The organism is Caballeronia sp. GAWG1-1 (assembly GCF_023631465.1).
Lineage (GTDB): Bacteria > Pseudomonadota > Gammaproteobacteria > Burkholderiales > Burkholderiaceae > Caballeronia.
In genome coordinates, this window is sequence record NZ_JALQDB010000029.1 from 283,991 (window position 1) to 300,308 (window position 16,318).

Below are 16,318 nucleotides of genomic sequence, written 5' to 3' on the forward strand. Positions count from 1 at the left end.
GCCCGAGACCGATTCGTCCTTTGCGGTAACGCGGCCTTCTCACGTCGCGCGCGATTTGCCTCTAACATGCTAGCGGACCGGGTGGCTTCGGCATACGCCTAGCTTCCCGCGCGAACGCTCCGTTGGCCGTCACAACAACTTTTGAGGAGACACGCATGACCACGATCAAGAATCTCACGGTACGAGACATTCGCTTTCCCACCTCGCGCTCGCTCGACGGCTCCGACGCGATGAACGCCGCGCCCGACTATTCGGCCGCCTATGTGATCCTCGAAACCGATACGCCGGACTTAGCCGGTCATGGCCTCACCTTCACCATCGGACGCGGCACGGAAATCGTCGTCGCGGCGGTGCATGCGCTGGCGCCGCTCGTCGTCGGCAAGCGGCTCGAAGACATTGCCGCGGACATGGGCGGCTTCTGGCGAACCTTCACGGGCGATAGCCAACTTCGCTGGATCGGTCCGGACAAGGGCGCTATTCATCTCGCGACCGCGGCGGTGGTCAATGCCGTCTGGGACTTGTGGGCCAAGTCGGAAAAGAAGCCGGTGTGGAAGCTGCTCGCGGACATGAGCCCGGAAGAACTCGTGCGATGCCTCGACTTCCGCTATGTCACCGACGCGATCACGCCTTCCGAAGCGCTCGCCTTGCTCAAGCGCAATCAAGAAACGCGAGGCCAACGCGAACAGGAAATGCTCGCGCAGGGATTTCCGGCGTACACCACGTCCGCAGGATGGCTCGGTTACGACGACGACAAGATTCGCCGTTTGGCACGCGAAGGCGTTGCCGAAGGTTGGACTCACTTCAAGCAGAAAGTGGGTGGCAGTATCGACGAAGACATTCGACGCGCGCGCATTCTCCGTGAGGAGATTGGTCCGCACCGCAAACTGATGATGGATGCCAATCAGGTCTGGGAAGTGGATGAAGCCATTGCGAACATGCGCCGGCTCGCGGAGTTCGACCCGTGGTGGATCGAAGAACCGACCAGCCCCGACGACGTGCTCGGTCACGCCGCCATTCGTCGCCGTGTCGCGCCGATTGGCGTTGCAACCGGCGAACATTGTCAGAACCGCGTGATCTTCAAGCAGTTGTTGCAAGCGCAGGCTATCGACTTCTGCCAGATCGACAGTTGCCGGCTAGGCGGCCTGAACGAAGTGCTCGTGGTGCTGCTGATGGCCGCGAAGGCCGGGGTGCCGGTTTGTCCGCATGCAGGTGGTGTCGGCCTCTGCGAATACGTGCAGCATATTTCGATCTTCGATTACATCTGCGTGTCGGCTTCGCTTTCTAACCGGGTGCTCGAATATGTCGATCATTTGCATGAGCATTTTCTTGATCCTGTCGTAATCAAAAACGGCCGATATATGCCGCCTCAAAAGCCGGGGTACAGCATTGAAATGCACGCGGCTACGCTTGAACGATTTGAATTCGGCAAGGGTGAGGCGTGGCGCGAGTAGTACCGCGCAGGTGGTAACCGTGAAGTTGAATCATTACAGCAAGGGCGCGCTCACAGCGCAGCCCTTGCTGCGTCACAATCAGAAGCAGTAAGCGTTAACGCTTATGCCGTGATCGTGATGTTGACCGTCGAGGTCGAGCTGGACGACGTCGAACCCTTAGCGTCGCCGCCGGCGATGTTGGAGTACACGAGTGCTGCGCGATCGATCTTTTGCATGATATTTCCTTGATACAGGATGAATAAAACTGACTTACGAGATGATTGAAGCCGACTTGATCAATGTGCAGATTGTCCCGCTGTTGCTCCAATTTGCGGCATTGGTCTCGCCAGGCTCAGTACTTATTGGCCGGCGCTAATGTTGATAGTCACCGAGGTGCTCGACGACGAATCAGCCCCACCCTTGGCGGCACCGCCAGCGATGTTGGCCTGAACGAGCATGGCGCGATCGATCTTTTGCATTTGTATACCTCTTCAAAACACAAGATTAAAATTAATCACCCACTCGAAAATTACGGAGCACCAAAGTGATCCGATATCTTCTGAAATAGATGAACCCCTACTTGCCCCCACATTGAACTTGAGTTGTGAAGTCAGTTCGAATGTCGGTGAACAAGGTAAGGAAATTTTATAGAGTAAAACAGCAAAAATACACGCCGAATAATCCTAACAATTCGAGTTTTTTTATTTTAATTGCCTTCAAGAATGTTTAACTGCCTATTTGCATAAAGCGTTCTATTCAACTGCTAACAGGCAATTAGAAAATCATCGAAGCGACTTCCGAGTGCCAATGAAAACTCTCTTTCCTTCGAATGCGCCTTCTTGGCAAACCGTCGTGGCGCGCACCGCTCAAGCACTGTCATGCGGCGCGTTGCGTTCCTTCGATACCGTGCAGCACGTCATTGAAGACGGCGGCGTGCGCTTTCTCGTCCGGCAAGTCGCGAATCTCGCCCGGAAGGAAGAACAGTCGAAGCTCGCCGCCAAATCCATCGCCGATGCCGCGAGCCCGTGGCGCGATCCCTTTTCGCCGTGCGAGGAAGCGCTCTTCGTCGGCGATATAGGCGAGCGGCACTTTCTCTTGCTCAATAAATTCAACGTGCTCGCGCATCATCTGCTCGTCGTGACGAGCGCGTTCGAACCTCAGGAAGCGCTGCTTTGCGCCGACGACTTCGCCGCGCTCTTTGCATGCCTTGCGCAGTTCGATGGCCTGAGCTTCTATAACGGCGGCTCGGTCGCGGGATCGAGTCAGCCGCATAAGCATCTGCAAATGGTGCCGCTGCCGCTCGATGGTCACGCGTTGCCAATCGAAGCGCTCATCGAAGCGGCGCGCGGCGAAGGCGTCTTTCGTGCGCCCGGTCTTGGTTTCGCGCATGCCGCCGCGTGGCTCGACCTCGGTGTTCAAACCGGGCCGGCACGCATCCACGAAATCTATCTCGAACTACTCGATGCCATCGGCGTGAAAGCGCTCGATGTCGCCGGCAGCACGCATCAATCGGCGCCTTACAACCTGCTCGTCACGCGGCGCTGGATGCTCGTCGTGCCGCGCGGCGTGTCGCACGTCGAAGGCGTCGCGGTGAACGCGCTCGGCTTCGCGGGCTCGCTATTCGTGCGCGACGACGCACAGCGCCTGATCGTCGAATCGCTCGGCCCGATGGCCTTGCTTGCACGAGCCACGCGCGCGCCCTGAACAACGCCGTCTTGAAAAGCGCGGGCTTGCCCCGCATGTCCGCTTCCAGACGTTCATCTGGAGTCCAGCAATGGGAAGCCGACCTCAATTCATCGACGATCTTGCGCGCGGTGCGCAGGACGCCACACCTTCGCCGAACGCCCTGACGCTCGACGATACCGCTCTGCTCGATGCCTATTCGCGCACCGTGATCGGCGCGCTCGAACGCGTGCGGCAGGCGGTGGTTTTCATTTCGGTCGAGCGCGATATCGACCATAACGGCGCGCGGCGCGTGGCCGGCGGCACCGGTTCGGGCTTCATCTTCACGCCGGATGGCTATTTGCTGACCAATAGCCATGTCGTGCATGGCGCGACGCGAATCACGGTCACGCTCGCCGATGGCGGCCGCTTTCACGCCGATCTCGTCGGCGACGATCCGGGCAGCGATCTCGCGGTGCTGCGTATCGGTTCGCCGGAGCCGCTGCCGCATGTCGAACTCGGCGATTCGGGCAGCCTGCGCGTCGGGCAGATCGCCATCGCGGTCGGCAATCCGCTCGGGCTTGCGCAGACCGTCACCACGGGCGTGGTATCCGCGCTCGGGCGTTCGTTGCGCTCCACTTCAGGCCGCATGATCTACGACGTCATTCAGACGGACGCAGCGCTCAATCCCGGCAATTCGGGCGGACCACTCATCAATTCGGCGGGACAGGTGATCGGCGTCAACACGGCGATCATTTCCGGCGCGCAGGCCATTTCCTTTGCCACCGCAATCGATACGGCCAAGTGGGCGATCATGCAGATCTTCGCGCATGGCCGCGTGCGGCGCGCTTATATCGGCGTGGCGGGCACGACGACGCCCATCTCGCGGCGCGTGCAACGCTTCTTCGCGCTGACGGTGACGAGCGGCGTGCATGTGATGGAGATCGTCAAGGGCAGCCCGGCTGCGCTCGGCGGTTTGCAGGTGGGCGACCGGATCGTCGCGGTGGACGATGTCGGCGTCGATAGCGTCGATGGACTTCAACGCACGCTCGATGCGTCGCGTATCGACAAAGCGGTCAAGGTATCGGTACTGCGCAACACGCAGAAACTCGAACTCGATGTGACGCCCGTCGAGCAACACGGCTAAACGAAGGTCCGCGGGCGGCGAACCGGCGCCGCTCGCCATGTTGCAGCTTACGGCAAGGCAAGTCTCTCTTCCCTTCAGCGCGCTTTCTCTGTGCGCAAACCCACCCCGCGTAACTGCTCGGGCCCACCGTTTGCGCTAGACACAACGACCATCGATGACTATGTGCGCCAACAGGCGGTGGTCCAGGCGGCGCTGCGGCTAAATACGCGTAGCGACCAAAGAGCAGGCGCACCCACGGTTAAACCGTCGGACGACCTGCCCCTGTCGGGGGAAGGTCCAGGTTCAAGAAACCAGGAAAGAGGATTGCCATGACCACGAACAATAAGACGTATTGCGCGCCGCGCCGCCAAGCATTTCGATGCACCGGCCAGCAACTCGATGCCATCGTGCGCTTTGCCGAAGAACGCAAGCTCGACAACCTGCCGTTGCAGTTCGTCGTCGCCGAATATTCGCGCTGCCTCGCAAAAGCCGCTTGAGGCGCTTCACTCGCCGTTGGATATCACGCGTTCTTTCAGCACCCAGATGGCGGTCGGCACCGCGTAATAGGCGCTCACATTGCCGGTGACGAGCTTGCCGGTTAGACGGATGCGTGCATTCTCAGTCGGTATGGCGTCGATGACCTGCACCGTCGATACGTTCGACTGTTGCGGCGCGGCTTGTCCCGAAGCCTGGCCCAGCACGCATATGGGGCGCGCGAGCGTAAGCACCCATGCCGGCTTGGCGTCGGCTTCGGCTTGTCGTGGCGCCTGGCGTGCGGCCGTGCCTTCGAGCGTCACGACGTCGCCATCGCTATAACAAGACGCCGCGCAAACCGGACCAGCAGCAATCGCGCACAGCAGAAGCATGCATACGCGGGCATTCGCCATCATCAAACCTCGTCAAGGGCGCGTCGTGTGACGCATGAGTACCGCTCTCAAAGCCCACACACTTTATGCGATGACGCTTAGGGTCGCAACCCGGACGGTCCCGAGTATGCCCGCCCGTGAGGCTTTCGATTTGTCATGCGGGAATGCCCATTGCTAACTTCATATGAAGAATGAGTCTCGTGCATGCCGGCAAATCGAATTCGAATCAAATGCGGCATTGCATGTCCAACAATCAGTTGCTTGAGGCTTGCTCAACCGCATGCCTTTGGAGGAAGCGACGATGAATCAAGTCATAGTTGGTGTGTTCGCTTGTTATCGTGATGGGCACGAAGCACTGCGCGCCTTGCAACTTGCAGGACTGAGCCGCGACGATACGCACTTATATCGTTCAGGCCACGACGACGTCGAAATCGGTGCCTTCCCGCTTCCTGCCCACAGTGAAGACGACGCGGAATACGTCGCGCACGGTGAACATCAGGGTGTAGTCGGCGCGCACAACCGCTTTGTGCCGAACGAGCCTGCGGCGAGAAAGATCGATGATGTGCCGCGATTGCCCGAAATGCGCGAGCGCACGCTACTTGTGATCCGCATCTCGGATGACATCAAACCTGCTTCGGTCAGCGAAGTTCTGCACGAACATGGGGCCGTCGCGGTGAAAGACCCGGCGGGCCATTGGCGCTTTTCGCCCTATCGAAACGCGGCGCGCGTCTGAACCAAATCAATGTATTCGCCGATGGAGTTTCGAGGAATCCGGCGCGACCGCATTGCGCTCTTTGTCTTCGGCCTCCTTGGCCTCTTTATCGGCTTCTTCCCGACCTTGAGCTTCGTGCGCGGCCGCCGCGCGTAACGCCCTGCAGTGCGCGGCATGCCGGAGCGTCGCCAGCAAGCGCACCATTTGCCTTGGTCCGGTTCTCATGCCCACCTCCCAGAGAGTTGAGAATCTACTTTAACTCTAGGCGGTAAATGCTCGCGTGCAAAGGTGCGAATTGAAATTAAGACGGGTTCGGGTTGGCAACTTCAAACGGCTCGGGCTTTCAGGCGCGCCGGACTCTCGGAGGCCCGGTCGCAGTTGCAAGCTCCTCCAACTTGCACGTTCACGTCAGAACGCGTTTGTCGCCATCACCGTGCGCGGCAAGCAATGCGCTTCGATCGATGCATACCCCGCGTCCGCCTTGCCGCTCTTCGCAGGCAACGAATAATCGACGCTGCATTGTTCGCCCGCGTGATCGCCCCACTTCACTACGAGCGTGCCTTTTTCGTCAATACCGCGCGCGAAAATGCGGCTGTCCTGCGCGACGACGCCCGCCACGCGGCCTTCGCCATCCGCGACTTCCGCGCCGAATGGCAACGCATCGCCGTTCAGACGCGGCGCGCGAATCAGCGCTGCGCGTCCCGTCACCGTCTTGTATTTCAACATGACGATGGAACCGAGATGCGGCGCCGACTTCTCGGATGTCGATGCAAACTCGACATCGGTCGACGTGCCCTTCGGATCGATATCGACGCTGTTCATGTCGTATGGCGTGAGATACGGCACGACCGCGTAGCCATGCGAATCGACCTTCACGCCACTCGCGCTCGACACGCTCGCGCCTTCCGCGCCCTTTGCCTCGACGATTCCGAACGTGTCGCCGACCGTCTGCGAAAACGTCACGCCGCCGGGGTGCGCGACGATCGAACCGCTCACGCCCGCCGACACCTGCGAAGAATTGGCTCCCGCACTCGCGGATGCCGTGACCTGTCCATGCGCGCCGTGATACGCGCCGCTCGCGCCAGCGTTCATGTTCGCCGATGAACTCGCGCTCTGACCGCCTGAGCCGTAGACGTTGTATGAATACTGATTCTCGGCGCCCGCGTTGCCGCTTAGACTCGTCTGCACGCTAGCCGAGCCGTTGCTCGCGCTCAGATTGGTCGTCAGTTGCGGCGAGTGTTGCGAATGACCGAGCGGGATCGTCGTGCTGACCATGATCTGGTTCGAAGGCGTGCCGTCCGCGTCGGTCGAGCGGCCCGCCGTAATGCTGTAAGTGCCGTACTTGAAACTGTTCGAGTAACCCGCCTGATAGAACACGTCGCGCCCCGGCCGATTCCAGTAGCTTTGCGCCGATGTCGTCAGAAACACCGAACCGTGATCCTTCAACGGCTGATTGATGCTCACCTGTAGGCGGCCGCGGTTACGATCGGCGGGGGTGCCGCCGAACATGGCCTCGTCGCGGACGCGGGCGGCATCGCTCAGATTGAGATAGCCCGCGTCCGAGTAGCGATACGCGCCAAAGGTGACGTTGGTGCCGGTCGGATCGATAAACTTGTTGTAGCCCACGTGCAGACTGCGCCCTTTCTGCATGGAAGCGCCCGGGACTTGCGTGCGCGCGGAAGTAATGTCGGTCGCGAAAGCGCCGAACTTCGTGTTGAGCGCGGCGCCGAAATTAGCCGCGACATAGCCTTCCGATGCAATCGCGCCGCCGTACAGCGTGACCTGATTGGTCAGCCCGCGTTGCAACGTGAATTGCGCAAAGCCCGGTTTCGTGTGCAACGACTCATCGCGCAACTGACCGGCCGTGACGGCGAAGCGCGTCGTGCCCGCGCGCAGCGACTGTGCCACCGATGCGTACGGCACTTCGAAATGTTTCGCGCGGCCATCGGCCTCGGTAACGGTGACGTCCAGATTGCCGCCGTAACCGGTGGCGTACAGATCGCGAATCTCGAACGGTCCCGGCGACACGCTCGTCTCATAGATCACCTGGCCGTTCTGACGCACCGTCACGCGCGCATTCGATTCCGCCGTGCCGCGCACCACAGGCGCATAGCCGCGCAGCGATTCAGGCAACATGCGGTCGTCGGTGGCAATCTGCGCGCCGCGAAACGCAATGCTGTCGAACACCTCGCCGGTGGTCTGCGCGTCGCCGAGCGTCGCTTGCGCCTTGAACTTCGGCACGTCGTGCTGGACATAGGTCGCGATGTCGTCGAACTGGGTCGCCTGGCCTGTGCCGGACGTGATCGACGATTGATGCCGAAAGTGCCATCCGCCGATGTTCACGCCCGCGTTGAGGCCGAGGTATTCCTGCGTGGCGTGCATACCGCCGCTGTCGCTGCGGTACGCATTGGCGTTGTAGCTGAGAAAGCCGGCGTTCACGCCGTTGTCCCACAACTCGGGCGACACATAGCCGCGAGCCGCGTTGCGCAGATACTTTTGCGGGATCGACAACGTCAGCGTCTGCTCGGCGAAGTCGAAGCTGACGGAGGCATCGGGTACGAGCGAGGTCAGATCGACGCATGCATTCGCATCGGCCGATGCAGTGTCGGCGGCATGATCGGCTGCGAGCTTCGTGAAGTCCAGACCATAGACTTCGAGCATCTTGCGCGTGAGGCACGGCGTCGCGTTTTCTCCAACATGCGAGGCATTGAAGCGCACGTCCTCGCGCGCGACACGGTTGCCGTTGACCACGATGTCGACTGCATACGCGCCCGGCGATACCACGTTACCGCGCGAGAAACGCGCGACGTCGACGCCGCTTGTCGAATCCATTTGCAGGAAGGTCGTATCGAATTCGGCTGCCTTCTTCGGTTCGCTCGCGAGCGCGCTTACCGGATGCATCCAGGCAGCCATGCCAAAGGCGCACAACACGATCGCCGCAACCGGTCGAAGCACGAACGAAGATGCTGTAAAGCCGTTGGAAATCCGCTGCTGACATGATTGCGACGATTGCATGGAGATAGCCTGGTGCATGAGGCGCGAGACATTTGCCGATCCACCGATGCTACGAATTAACGAGATGAAAGTAGCTAGGACGAGTTCTATTTTTGAGACGCGAAACACCATGTAAACAAAAGAAAAGCGCGCATCGAACAAGATGCGCGCTGTAAATTTCGAGACGTTGCGATAGGTCGCTGGAGGTCTGCCCGAATGGGCTTCCGATCAAGGCGCGAGTTCGGCATCGCCTTCGATGGCGCCGCCGTAATCGCTGATGGCGATGTAATGGATCTTGCCGCCATGCACGTCGCTCATCTTCGGCACGGGGATGACTGCATCGCCACGCGGCGGAACCATGCCGCCGGTTTCGTTCTTGAAGGTGCGTCCGTTCGACGTCACGCCGATCTCGCTGAACGAAACGTGATACGCGCTCGGATTCGTAATGGAGAGCGCGTCGCCACCGCCTTGCCGCGCGGGCACCACTTTCCACTTGAGCATGCGCGGTGAATCCTCGGGCTTGCCGGACAGCTTCGCCGGGCGCACGAACATCTTGATGCGCGTGCGATACGCCAGTTGCAGCGTGTTGACATCGGCTTTCACCTCCGCCTTGGGCGGCACGTCGAGCACGTTGAGCCAGAACACCGACTCGCGATCCTGCGGCAACGCTTCGCCGCCATACATGACGCGCAATGTCTGCGACTTGCCCGCATCCATCCGAAAGATGGGTGGCGTGATCACGAAGGGCGTCTTGCTGTCGGCGGGCTTGGTGTCGGCGTTGCCGCTATCCATCCAGACCTGCACGAGCGCCGGGTGCGAGCTGTCGTTGTTCAGCTTCACGGTGACTTCACGCTGATCCAGCGGATACACCACGCGCGTCGCGCCGATTGTCACACTGGCGTGCGCGGAGCCCGCGACCATCGCGGCAAGGAGACCTGCCATGGCGAGCGATCGTTTCATCGATTTCATTGCGGCCATCACTCGACGGTTGATGTCATTCACTGCAACCGGACGCTTGCCGAATCAAAACGTGGCGCGCGCCCGGACCCTGCATCGATGGCTTTACTGATACTGAATGGAGTACTGGACCATCGTGTTGACCGCGCCCGGCTGAGCCTGACCCGTCGCATAGTACTGCGCGAAGTAGTTGAGGTTGCCCGCGCCGGCCGAGATCGATGCGCCGTTGACCGCGACATCGTTATTGGCGTTGGTGAGGATGTTGATCGGCTGCATTTGCGAGTTCAAGAGACGCACTTGCACGTTGGTCGCCGGCTGCGTCAGCGCCTGATTGATCAGATTGCCGCTGCTTTGGTCAACGGTGGAACCGTTCTCGAAGTGCGCCACTGCCTTGGTAGCCGAGCCCGTGCAGCCGGTCAATTGCAACTGGATGTCGCCGAGCTTGGAAACGCCCGCCGTGGCGCCAGCCGACGCAAGCGCGCTTGCGGAAACGGTCGGCAACGTAGCCGTCACGTTTGCCGACGAACCGGCAGCCGTGCCATTGATCGAGCAGGTCGTATCCGACACCGCGCCGTTGATGGTGATCGTGCCGTCGGCGGCGTTGGCGTTCATCGACGCAAGGGCGACCATCATCGAGAAGAGTGCGGCGCTGAGGGAAATAGCTTTCTGCATGAAGGAACTCCGGGAAACGAATAATGAATGTTCGACGCTTGACGCGGCCATCGACAAGTTGCTGCTTGCGTCGTTCAAGGTGCGTGGCGTTGAGAGAATAATAAGCAGGCAGAGCTAGGATTGATCTAATCTAATTCTCAAAAACGCCATCCATTTTTTTCGGAGCTAACTCAATAAAGCTTCACCCTCAGAATAAGAGACGCGGCGACCGGACAATTCGAGATTGCCGAAATTCAGCGGTTCGCTTTCTTGAACTTTGCTGGATGGGTTTATAGACGGACCAGATTCGATTTCGAGACATATCGGCGAGACTTTTGAGAAACGATGGCGACGCGCACCGAGCGCCTTCGCGTCCCGAAAAAGTGCGCGCGTGCTTTGTTCGAACCGTCTAGTTCATTTGTCGACGCGCCGTGACCTGAGCACAACACGACGGAAAAGAAGATTACTGTCGGCTTGCCACGAGCGGTCGACGTCCGCAAAATGGAAGCAACGGCTTAAAACGCCGTCATCCATAAGAGACCGCTCGACGGAGCGCAGCCTTTTTCGAGGTGCGCCGCGATCAGGCGAACAACGGACACCCATGGCAACCATTGAGGGCAAAGCGCGTTTCCGGATTGATACCGATAACACGGTAGCCGGCATCGCGATCATGGTCTTGACGACCGCTACCTTCGCCGCAAGCGATTCCACCGTCAAGGTCATCGGCACGGCGGTTCCCATACTGGCGCTTCTTTGGGTGCGCTATCTATTTCAGATGGTCGTGCTCGGCGTGTGGCAAGCGCGGCTCGGCACACTCAAGCTCTTTCGCACCGACAGCCTGAAGCTGCAGATCGTTCGCGCTTTACTGCTGCTCACCAACTCGGCGTGTACTTTCGCTGGCTTGCGACATCTGCCGCTTCCCGTGACGACATCCCTTGCGATGCTCGCGCCGCTCATCTCCACCCTGCTCGCCGCACTCGTGCTCAAGGACCATGTCCCGCGCAGCAAATGGGCGATGGTCGTGCTCGGGTTCATCGGCATGTTGCTGGTGGTGCGGCCGGGTGGCAGCCAATTCACGTGGACGGTTGTCTTTCCGATCGGTGCGGCCACGACGTTTGCGTGCTTTCAGGTGGTATCGAGCCATCTGTCGCGCGTCGATGACGCCGTCACCACCAACTTTCTGACGGCGCTCGTCGCAACCATCGTGCTGTGCACGTTGATGTGGATGGATCAGTCGCAAATGCTGCCGGAACTGGCGCTCGTGGAATGGAAAAGCTGGCTGCTCGTGGCGCTCATGGCAACGATGGCGACCATCGGCCAGCTTTTGATGTTGCAGGCGCTCAGGCGCGCGGCACTGTCGGTGCTGACGCCCTTCTCCTATTCCCAACTTGCTTTCGCGGCCTTTTTCAGCTGGGTGTTATTCGGTCAGGTGCCTGACCGATGGATGGCTATCGGCATGTGCGTGATCGCCGCGAGCGGTATTGGCACCGTGCTCATGCATGGGCGCAAACCGGCAGTGTTGCCGGATTCGACGCCCTAAACGCTTAGCCCGCGACTTGCGCTTGCTGTATTTGCTGCGCCTGGCCTGTGCAAAGCCAGTGCACGTCGATGTCCAGTTGCCTGGCAATACGGTTGAACGCATGCAGCGGCGGCACCGTGATGCCGCGCCGCCAGAAATGCACGTCGTGCTCGGTTACGTCGAGCCAGTCCGCGGCCTTGGCGGAACTGACGTTGGCTTTCTGCATCGCCCGGTCGAGCCGCGCGGCAATGGCGCGGCGCAGAGCGTTATCTTCGTGACTACGTTCAAGGTGTCCGATGGTTTGGGAATGTCGCCCCATTTTCTGTCCGTTCTCTCGATTTATAACTACTGCCGTTCAGCGCCGGCTCTTTAGCGCAAGTTCGCATGCTAGATAATCACGGTGACGCGACGGTGACAGGAAAAAGTCCTTTCGATGTTCACGCGCGGACGCCGTTTGTTGCAGTGCGAGATTTTTTCAAGATAGCCTCAGAGCGTCAAGTAGGGGAAACAACGTTATGCGCGGGTTGTTACTCGTGGTTTACCTTGAGCCAGCAAACGGGTGACATTTCAAGTACGCCCGTTCGTTCTTATTTGCACGCGTTTTAGTCGTCCGTTCGCATTATCCGCCTAGTTCAAAATCGGCGAGATAATCGGACGCGATAGAAACTTAACTTTCTTCGGATAAGAATTCAAATCACCATCGATTAATTAAAAGGCAATTGACACGCCTCGCGCTATCCCTACAATAGAGCGTTCGCTGCACCGCACAAATCGATCGTCTTTCAAAACGCAATGTCCAATGGAGTCCAGCATGAGCAGTCTTGCGCCTGAAAACCTCATCGCGTCACAGAAAGCAGGATTCGACGCCAGCTTCGGTCTCGCTACACGAGCCGTGGAAGGTTTCGAAAAACTAATCGACCTGAACACGCGCACGTTCAAGACGGCGCTGGATGAACATCAGAACTTTGTTGCTCGTGTGTTTTCCGTACGCGATCCGAAAGAGTTCTTTGCCTTGCAAAGCCAGCAATCGCAGGCCAGCGCTCAACGCGTCACGGCTTACTGGCAGAGCTTCCACGAAATCGCGGCAGGCGTGCGCGGCGTTTATGTGGAAGCGGCGCAGGACCAGTTGGAGAAGTCGCAGCGCAACGCGCAGGCGCTTGTCAGCACGCTTGCGAGCAGCGCGCCAGCCGGCAGCGAAGCGGTGGTGAATGCGTGGAAGTCGGCTATCGACGCCGCAACGGAATCTGCAAATTCGGCTTACGAAGCGGCGAGAAAGTCCGCGCGTCAGGTGGTGGAAGCGGCAGAAACCGATGCGAGCGTGGCGACGCAGGGCGCAGTGCGGGTTGTATCGTCGAAGGGAACGAGCGTCAAAAAGACTTGAGCGTTTTAAAGCAACGAGAAAGGGCGGACCACTTCGCCCTTTTTTCATTTATTTCCAGCCTTCCAGCCGCAATTCATGCGATCGGCCAATCCACACCGCGGAATCGCGATGATCGCGCAATTCGTCTTCGGTATTCGGATGCATGAAAACATCGAGCGCGCCGTGATTCAAGGTGAGCCATTCGAAAATCGGCACGAGATCTTCGCGACCAAAGCCGAGTTGAAACGACCACATCGGGTGCGGTCCAACCGGACGTTCATGAAAGCGTCCCAACATAAGCTTGCCGGCTTCAAGTTCCGCCGCAAAGTGTGTCGAGATGACTTCCCGGATTGCCCAGGCCGCGTCGCGGCTCGCGGCATCGAAATAAATATGCGCGTGCCAGCCTTTGATTGCGGATGTGTTGATTGCATGCATTGTTTCGGTCGCGCGCGGCAATATTGAGATGTCGTTCATTCTAGCGAAACGCCAATCGCCACGACATTACATGCCTTAAAGGCATCAACGCATGTGTTGCGGCGAATGACGGCAATGCTAGACTACTGTACATGCATACAGCCCCTGACTCGGCCGCCAATCTGGCGTGCGGCGATCCTGCTTACACCGTCGCTGTGCGCGCGCTTTGCGAATTCACGGCGAAACAGGGCGATCTCGATTTGCGCTTCACGCCAGCGCCAAGCGCGCAGGAAGGCATCGCGGGACATGTGACGGTCGCAAGCCGGCGGCCCGCTGGTTATCTCAAGGAAATCTCGCTCGCCGAAGACTTCGGTCCGTTGCGCGTGCGCGGCCGCGCGGATGGTTTCGATCCGGTGCGCAATCGGCTGGAAGAAGTCAAAACGTATCGCGGCAAGCTGGAATCGATGCCGCAGAATCATCGGCATCTGCATTGGGCGCAGGCGCGCGTGTATGCGCATCTCATGTGCAAGAAGCTCGGTCTCGATGAGATCGAAGTCGCGCTCGTTTATTTCGATATCGTCGAACAGACTGAAAGCGTACTCGTGGAGACGCAGACCGCGCTGGCGTTAAAGGCGCATTACGAGGATCAATGCACGCGGTTCATCGCGTGGGCCGAACAGGAGATGCGGCACCGTGCGGCGCGCGAGGCGGCGCTTACCGCGCTGGTGTTTCCGCACACGGAGTTTCGGCCTGGGCAGCGGGCCCTTGCCGAGGCGGTCTATCGCGCGGCCGCATCGAGCCGATGTTTGCTTGCACAGGCGCCGACGGGTATCGGCAAGACGGTCGGCACGTTGTTTCCGCTGCTCAAGGCTTGGCCGAAGCAGCAGTTGGACAAGATCTACTTTCTCACGGCGAAAAGCGCGGGGCGGCAGCTTGCGCTCGATGCGCTCGGAACGATCGTCGGGGCGGCGGAAAAAACAGCGGCGCCAGCGGACGCGGCAACGGCAAAAGCCAAAGCGACCGCCACGCCCTTTCCCTTACGTGTAATCGAACTCGTCGCCCGCGACAAAGCCTGCGAATATCCCGACCGCGCGTGTCACGGCGATTCGTGCCCGCTCGCGCGCGGCTTCTACGACCGCCTTCCCGCCGCGCGCGCCGATGCCCTCGCGCGTGCACACCTGGACCGCGCATCGACAGCCGAAGTCGCGCGACACCACGAAGTCTGTCCGTACTATCTGAGCCAGGAGCTCTCGCGCTGGGCCGATGTCATCGTCGGCGACTACAACTATTACTTCGACACCAGCGCAATGCTTTTCGCCCTCGCCGAAACGAACCGCTGGCGCGTGTCGGTACTCGTCGATGAAGCGCACAACCTGATTGATCGGGCGCGCGGCATGTATTCCGCATCGCTCGATCGCGCCTCGTTCGATGCAATGCGCCGCGCCGCGCCGCCGCTTCTAAAAAAAACGCTTGCGCGCGTCGCCCGAACCTTCGGCGACACGAGCCGCGAACAGGAAACCGCGGGCATCGACTACGCACCGCTCGCCGAACCGCCCGCCCAGTTGCTGACCGCGCTCGGCCAGGCGGTTTCGCTGATGACGGAAATGCTCGGCGAGCAAGCCGACCTCTTCTCGCCCGGCACCATGCGCTTTTATTTCGATGCCGTGCACTTCACGCGCATCGCGGAGCGCTTCGGTTCGCATTCGATCTTCGATATATCGCTTGCTGGCCACGCGTCGGCGAAGAAGCGCAATGTCGTGCTGTGCCTGCGCAACGTGATTCCCGCGCCGCATCTCGCCGGGCGTTTCGCGAGCGCCCACAGCGTCGCGTTGTTTTCCGCGACGCTCACGCCCACGCACTTCTACGCCGACACGCTCGGCTTGCCGGAAACGAGCGCGTTCATCGACGTGGAGTCGCCGTTCTCAGCGGATCAACTCGATGTGCGCGCCATCGCCGATGTCTCGACGCGCTATCGCGACCGCCTGCAATCCGTTGCGCGCATCGCCGACATGATCGCGGCGCAGTACGGTCGCGCGGAAGGCAACTATCTGAGCTTTTTCAGCAGCTTCGAATATCTGGCGCAAGTCGCGACGGAATTCGCGGTACGTCATCCCGGAATTCCGAGTTGGCAGCAGTCACGCGCGATGAGCGAAGCCGCGCAGCACGACTTTCTCGCGCGCTTCGTTCCGGATGGACGCGGCGTCGGTTTCGCGGTGCTGGGCGGCGCATTTGGCGAGGCGATCGATCTGCCGGGCACGCGGCTCATTGGCGCCTTCGTCGCGACGCTCGGCCTGCCGCAACTCAATCCTGTCAATGAGCAGATGAAAGTGCGGATGCAGGACGCTTTCGGCGCCGGCTATGACTACGCTTATCTTTTTCCGGGCTTGCAGAAGGTCGTGCAGGCGGCCGGACGCGTAATTCGCGGGCCGCAAGACCGTGGCGTGCTCTACCTGATCGACGACCGCTTTGCGCGCTCGGAAGTGCGGCGTCTGTTGCCGGCGTGGTGGCGGGTCAATGTCATGCGCGAGCGGGACCTGTCGGCGCTTTCGTCGTCGGCATGATGCGGCGTTGAAGCGGACGTTCATTCAAGTCGCTCCGCGCTCCGGTTTTGTTCGCGCAACACGCGA

14 protein-coding genes are annotated in these 16,318 nt (G+C 60.0%); 8 read left to right on the forward strand and 6 right to left on the reverse strand.

Features of this window, described 5'->3' with window-relative positions:
- The first annotated feature begins 155 nt into the window (after positions 1–155).
- The 4 genes from NCT03_RS19360 to NCT03_RS19375 all read left to right on the forward strand — a co-directional run bounded on the left by NCT03_RS19360 (position 156) and on the right by NCT03_RS19375 (position 4,715).
- Positions 156–1,451 carry an L-fuconate dehydratase gene (locus tag NCT03_RS19360; RefSeq protein ID WP_250467303.1) on the forward strand — a complete coding sequence of 432 codons (1,296 nt, stop codon included), beginning with the start codon at positions 156–158 and terminating at the stop codon, positions 1,449–1,451.
- 786 nt (positions 1,452–2,237) lie between these two features.
- Positions 2,238–3,134 carry an ATP adenylyltransferase family protein gene (locus tag NCT03_RS19365; RefSeq protein WP_250493522.1) on the forward strand — a complete coding sequence of 299 codons (897 nt, stop codon included), beginning with the start codon at positions 2,238–2,240 and terminating at the stop codon, positions 3,132–3,134.
- Positions 3,135–3,204: 70 nt separating this feature from the next.
- Positions 3,205–4,239 (forward strand): S1C family serine protease, encoded by a 1,035-nt coding sequence (locus NCT03_RS19370; protein ID WP_250493523.1) that lies wholly within the window; start codon positions 3,205–3,207, stop codon positions 4,237–4,239.
- A gap of 308 nt (positions 4,240–4,547) precedes the next feature.
- Positions 4,548–4,715 (forward strand): hypothetical protein, encoded by a 168-nt coding sequence (locus NCT03_RS19375; protein ID WP_244829441.1) that lies wholly within the window; start codon positions 4,548–4,550, stop codon positions 4,713–4,715.
- 6 nt (positions 4,716–4,721) lie between these two features.
- Here the strand turns inward: NCT03_RS19375 and NCT03_RS19380 are convergent, their stop codons facing one another.
- Complete coding sequence (locus tag NCT03_RS19380) at positions 4,722–5,108, reverse strand: hypothetical protein (protein WP_250493524.1); 387 nt, start codon at positions 5,106–5,108, stop codon at positions 4,722–4,724.
- Between the two features lie 277 nt (positions 5,109–5,385).
- Between NCT03_RS19380 and NCT03_RS19385 the strand changes: the two genes are divergently transcribed.
- Entirely contained in the window at positions 5,386–5,817 is a 432-nt protein-coding gene (locus NCT03_RS19385; RefSeq protein ID WP_250493525.1) for a hypothetical protein, read from the forward strand.
- Positions 5,818–6,204: 387 nt separating this feature from the next.
- On the opposite strand, the gene NCT03_RS19390 is transcribed toward NCT03_RS19385, so the two are convergent.
- The 3 genes from NCT03_RS19390 to NCT03_RS19400 form a co-directional block, all read right to left on the reverse strand.
- The gene (locus NCT03_RS19390) at positions 6,205–8,697 is read right to left on the reverse strand and encodes a fimbria/pilus outer membrane usher protein (RefSeq protein WP_250493526.1); all 2,493 of its coding nucleotides are present in this window, start codon (positions 8,695–8,697) and stop codon (positions 6,205–6,207) included.
- Between the two features lie 321 nt (positions 8,698–9,018).
- Positions 9,019–9,732: a fimbrial biogenesis chaperone gene (locus NCT03_RS19395; RefSeq protein ID WP_250467309.1), complete on the reverse strand. Its 714-nt coding sequence runs from the start codon at positions 9,730–9,732 to the stop codon at positions 9,019–9,021.
- A 120-nt stretch (positions 9,733–9,852) separates the two neighbouring features.
- Positions 9,853–10,419, reverse strand: coding sequence for a fimbrial protein (locus NCT03_RS19400; RefSeq protein ID WP_250493527.1), 567 nt, complete (start codon positions 10,417–10,419; stop codon positions 9,853–9,855).
- Positions 10,420–10,999: 580 nt separating this feature from the next.
- Here NCT03_RS19400 and NCT03_RS19405 point away from each other — a divergent pair.
- A complete protein-coding gene (locus NCT03_RS19405) occupies positions 11,000–11,938 on the forward strand; it encodes a DMT family transporter (protein ID WP_250493528.1) in 939 nt (312 codons plus the stop codon).
- A 4-nt stretch (positions 11,939–11,942) separates the two neighbouring features.
- Here NCT03_RS19405 and NCT03_RS19410 read toward each other — a convergent pair whose 3' ends face one another.
- Positions 11,943–12,236 (reverse strand): helix-turn-helix domain-containing protein, encoded by a 294-nt coding sequence (locus tag NCT03_RS19410; protein ID WP_250493529.1) that lies wholly within the window; start codon positions 12,234–12,236, stop codon positions 11,943–11,945.
- 492 nt (positions 12,237–12,728) lie between these two features.
- On the opposite strand from NCT03_RS19410, the gene phaP reads away from it, so the two are divergent.
- Positions 12,729–13,298 carry a TIGR01841 family phasin gene (gene phaP, locus NCT03_RS19415; RefSeq protein ID WP_250493530.1) on the forward strand — a complete coding sequence of 190 codons (570 nt, stop codon included), beginning with the start codon at positions 12,729–12,731 and terminating at the stop codon, positions 13,296–13,298.
- A 48-nt stretch (positions 13,299–13,346) separates the two neighbouring features.
- Here the strand turns inward: phaP and NCT03_RS19420 are convergent, their stop codons facing one another.
- Complete coding sequence (locus NCT03_RS19420; protein WP_250493531.1) at positions 13,347–13,712, reverse strand: DOPA 4,5-dioxygenase family protein; 366 nt, start codon at positions 13,710–13,712, stop codon at positions 13,347–13,349.
- Positions 13,713–13,843: 131 nt separating this feature from the next.
- On the opposite strand from NCT03_RS19420, the gene NCT03_RS19425 reads away from it, so the two are divergent.
- Positions 13,844–16,252: an ATP-dependent DNA helicase gene (locus tag NCT03_RS19425; protein WP_250493532.1), complete on the forward strand. Its 2,409-nt coding sequence runs from the start codon at positions 13,844–13,846 to the stop codon at positions 16,250–16,252.
- The last annotated feature ends 66 nt before the right edge of the window (positions 16,253–16,318 follow it).